The organism is Streptomyces sp. NPDC059456 (assembly GCF_042750055.1).
GTDB lineage: Bacteria > Actinomycetota > Actinomycetes > Streptomycetales > Streptomycetaceae > Streptomyces.
In genome coordinates this window covers 1-3,712 of the sequence record NZ_JBHYVA010000781.1, presented here as the reverse complement: position 1 = coordinate 3,712, position 3,712 = coordinate 1, and the positions used below count along the sequence as shown (strand labels likewise).

Sequence of the window (3,712 nt, the reverse complement as noted above, 5' to 3'; positions counted from 1 at the left end):
GCCCGCGGGCGGGGGCCCCCGCGGTGGGGGGGGGGGCGGCTCTCTCACCCCCCCCCCCCCCCCCTCCACCAGCATCCCGGCCCGCTTGATGTTGCGCAGGGTCGGGATCACCTCCACGTGCTGGATGCCGGGCACCGCACCGATCCGCTCGGTCATGTACGTGTACAGCGCGTCGGTGTCCCGGCACACCACCGCGGCCATCAGGTTGGCCGTGCCGGTCACCGCCGCCGCGAACGGCACCTCCGGATGCCCTGCGAGCGCCGCGCCCACCTCCGCCAGCCGGGCCGGCGCAGCGGTCAGCATCAGCGTCGCCTCCGCCTCGAAGCCCAGGGTCGACGGGACGAGCTCCAGGTCGAAGTACAGCGCCCGCAGCTCCCGCAGCCGGTCCACCCGGCGGCGCGCGGTGGACTCCGACAGGCCGGAGGCGCGGGCCAGCTCCGGATATCCGGCCCGGCCGTCCTGGCCGAGCACCGCCAGCAGCGCCAGCTCCGCCTCGTCCAGGGTGTACCGCTCCTGCCCGTGCACCACGGGGGGCCGCTGCGGCCACGGCGCCAGCGCCGCGATCTGCTCGGGCCGCAGGACGTCCAGCCCGCAACACTGCGACGGCCCGCCGATGTAGACCCGCAGGATGGTGTGGGCGCTGACCCCCGTCACCCGGCGGGTGCGCGGGAGCTTGTCCAGCAGCAGGCCGTCGCGGTCCTGCCGGGTCCGGGCCTTGGTCAGGCAGTTGATCTCGGTGCCGCCGGAGCCGAGCTTCACCCAGGAGATGTCCGGCCGCCGGGCCAGCGCCCCGGCCACCGCGAGCGCGGCGTCCGGCGCGCACTGCACCCGCAGCCAGGACTCGAACAGCCCGACGCGGTTGCCCAGCGGCAGCCCGACCACCCGGAGCAGGCCCGAGGTCCGCAGCCGGCGGTAGCGCCGCACCACCGTCTGGTCGGAGACCTCCAGCACCTCGGCGATGCGGCTGAAGGGGGCCCGGCCGTCGGCCATCAGGGCCTGCATCAGACCCCGGTCGAGCTCGTCGAACTGCACGGAGCCGGACGCGAGGGGGAAGGAGGAGGCGGTGTTCGTTCTGGTGGGCGTGGTCATGGTTTCCATCATGACAGGGGGTGTGGGCAGAGGAATCCGGCAGCAAAGGGCATGTGGGTGGGTGATCGGCCGCGCGGCTGGGAGTTTGGAACCACCGCCAACCCCTGCCGGGCCTCCGGGCCCCGAGGAGATCTCCCATGCGCAAATGGCTTCCGCTGACCGCGGTCTGCCTCGGGGCGTTCATGCTCCTGATCGACGTCACGATCGTGATGGTCGCCCTGCCCGACATGGCCGCCGACATGCACACCGGTTTCTCCGGACTCCAGTGGGTCATCGACGGCTACGCCCTGGCCCTCGCCGCCCTGCTGCTCGGTGCCGGCTCGCTCGCCGACCGGATCGGCCGCCGCCGCGTCTACCTCGGCGGGCTCGGGCTCTTCGCCGCCGCCTCGCTCGCCTGCGGACTGGCCACCGGCCCGGCCGAGCTGATCGCCTTCCGCGCCGTCCAGGGCATCGGCGGCGCCGCGATGTTCGCCACCACCATGGCCCTGCTCAGCAGCGCCTACCAGGGCCGCGACCGCGGGGTCGCCTTCGGTGTCTGGGGCGCCGTCAACGGCGCGGCCGCCGCAGCCGGGCCGATCATCGGCGGACTGCTCACCGAGCACTTCGGCTGGCGCTGGATCTTCTTCATCAACCTGCCCGTCTGCGCCGTCGCCGTGTACGTCACCCTCCGGTCGGTCGCCGAGTCCCGCGACCCGCGCGCCAAGGGCCTCGACCTGCCCGGCATGGCCGCGTTCACCACGGGCGCGGCAGCCGTCACGTACGCGCTGATCCGGGTCGGCGAGAACGGCTGGACCGGGTCCGCCACCCTCGGCCTGCTCGGCCTCGGCGCGGCCGCCTTCGCCGCGTTCGTCGTCGTCGAGCTGCGCAGCCCCCGCCCGATGCTGGACCTCTCGCTGTTCCGCAGCCGCACCTTCGTCGGCGTCATGGCCGCGGCGCTGCTGCTGTCCGGGGCCGCGTTCTCGTACCTGATGTACGTCTCCCTCTGGCTCCAGACCGCCGAGGGGATGGGCCCGGTCTCCGCCGGCCTCGTGCTGGTGCCGCTGAGCATCTCCTCGTTCGCCGTCTCCGCGGTGGCCGGCCGGCTGCTGCACGGGGCCCCGGCGCGGCTGACCATCGGCGGCGGGCTGCTGCTGATCGGATCGGGCGCACTGCTCCAGGCCTGGATGACGGACGCGGGCGACGGCTGGTCGGCCCTGGTCCCGGGTCTGGCGGTGACCGGCCTCGGCGTCGGCGCCGCGACCCCGGCGCTGGCCGCCGCCGCGATGGGCGCCGTGGCCCCGGCGCGGGCGGGCATGGCCGGCGGGGCGCTGAACACCGCGCGGCAGCTGGGCATGGCGCTCGGCGTCGCCGTGCTCGGCGCGGTCTTCCAGGCAGGCCTGACGGACGGGCTCAGCGGCTCCGGCCAGGCGCCCGGCACGGCCGAGGCGCTGGCCTCGGGGCGCGCCGGCGAGCTGCTGGCGGCGGGTCCGGCCGCGCGGGCCTGGGTGGACGAGGCCTTCGCGAGCGGGTTGCGGGGGACGTTCCTGGTCTCCGGACTGATGGGGCTGGCCGGCGCACTGGTGGTGCTGGTCCTGGTCCGCACGAAGGCACCGGCACCGGCACCGGCTCCGGCACCCGCCGCCGACGTGACCGCCCCGGTGTCCGAACGCGCTCCCGCGTAGCGGGCGCGGGCGGGACCGTACGGGCGCAGGCCGCCGATCGGGAGGGTGAACCTTCGAACGCACTGCGCATGCCGAAACGGTTCGGCAGGGGGTGCCGCTCCTACGCTGCCCGCTGGATGTCACCGGACCGGCATCCAGTGCCCACAGAACGGACTGCCCCCCATGCGTGTTCTCCCCACCGCCGCGGCGCTCCTCGGTGCCCTCGCCCTCGTCCTGCCCGCCGCCGGCACCTCGTTCGCCGGCGACGACGACGGCCGCCTGCGCGGCCGGCTGGAATACATCGTCGACCATGACGAATACGAGCAGATCCGCCCGGCCAACTACGACACCTGCTACGAGCTGACGGGCACCTCGTCCGGCCGCCCCGCGACGTCGGTGCGCAACAACACCGACGGGCGGGCCACGCTCTACCCGGGCCGCGGCTGCTCGGGCCGGGAGGAGCGGACGCTGGAGCCGGGGGACCGGGTGAACGACGTCTCGGTCCGCTCGGCGTACTTCACGCCGGTCCGCGGCCGCCACGACGACTTCGGCGACGACCGCCGTGACGACTGGAACGACGACTACCGCAACGACGACGACTTCCGTGCCCACCGCACCCCGAAGGGCGAGCCGGAGCCGGGCCGGGAGCAGCGCCAGGACCAGAAGCAGGGCCAGGAGCAGGGCCGGAAGCAGGACCACAAGCAGGGCCGGCAGCAGGGGCATCGGGAGGAGCACCAGGGCGGCCACCACCGCGGCGGCCCGGACGCGCTCGACTTCATCTTCCACCGCATCGGCTGACCTTCGGACCCGATGAGCGCGCGTACCGCGCGGGCACATGGGACAGGGCCGTCCGGGAGGGTCACTCCCGGACGGCCCCCTGTCTTTCTGGTCAGCCCTCGCCGCACATCCCCCCCCCGAGGGTCAGAACGTGAGCATGCACCAGTTGATGTAAACCGTGTCCAGGCTGGCCGCCTCACGGAGCC

3 protein-coding genes are annotated in these 3,712 nt (G+C 74.4%); 2 read left to right on the top strand and 1 reads right to left on the bottom strand.

What is annotated here, in order from left to right; genetic code table 11:
- Positions 1-1,089 (bottom strand): Lrp/AsnC family transcriptional regulator (locus tag ACFXA3_RS38335; RefSeq protein WP_385195259.1); only part of this gene is annotated, 1,089 nt, incomplete at its 3' end.
- 137 nt (positions 1,090-1,226) lie between these two features.
- Between ACFXA3_RS38335 and ACFXA3_RS38330 the strand changes: the two genes are divergently transcribed.
- The gene (locus tag ACFXA3_RS38330; protein WP_385195257.1) at positions 1,227-2,750 is read left to right on the top strand and encodes an MFS transporter; all 1,524 of its coding nucleotides are present in this window, start codon (positions 1,227-1,229) and stop codon (positions 2,748-2,750) included.
- 162 nt (positions 2,751-2,912) lie between these two features.
- Positions 2,913-3,527 (top strand): hypothetical protein, encoded by a 615-nt coding sequence (locus tag ACFXA3_RS38325; protein ID WP_385195254.1) that lies wholly within the window; start codon positions 2,913-2,915, stop codon positions 3,525-3,527.
- The last annotated feature ends 185 nt before the right edge of the window (positions 3,528-3,712 follow it).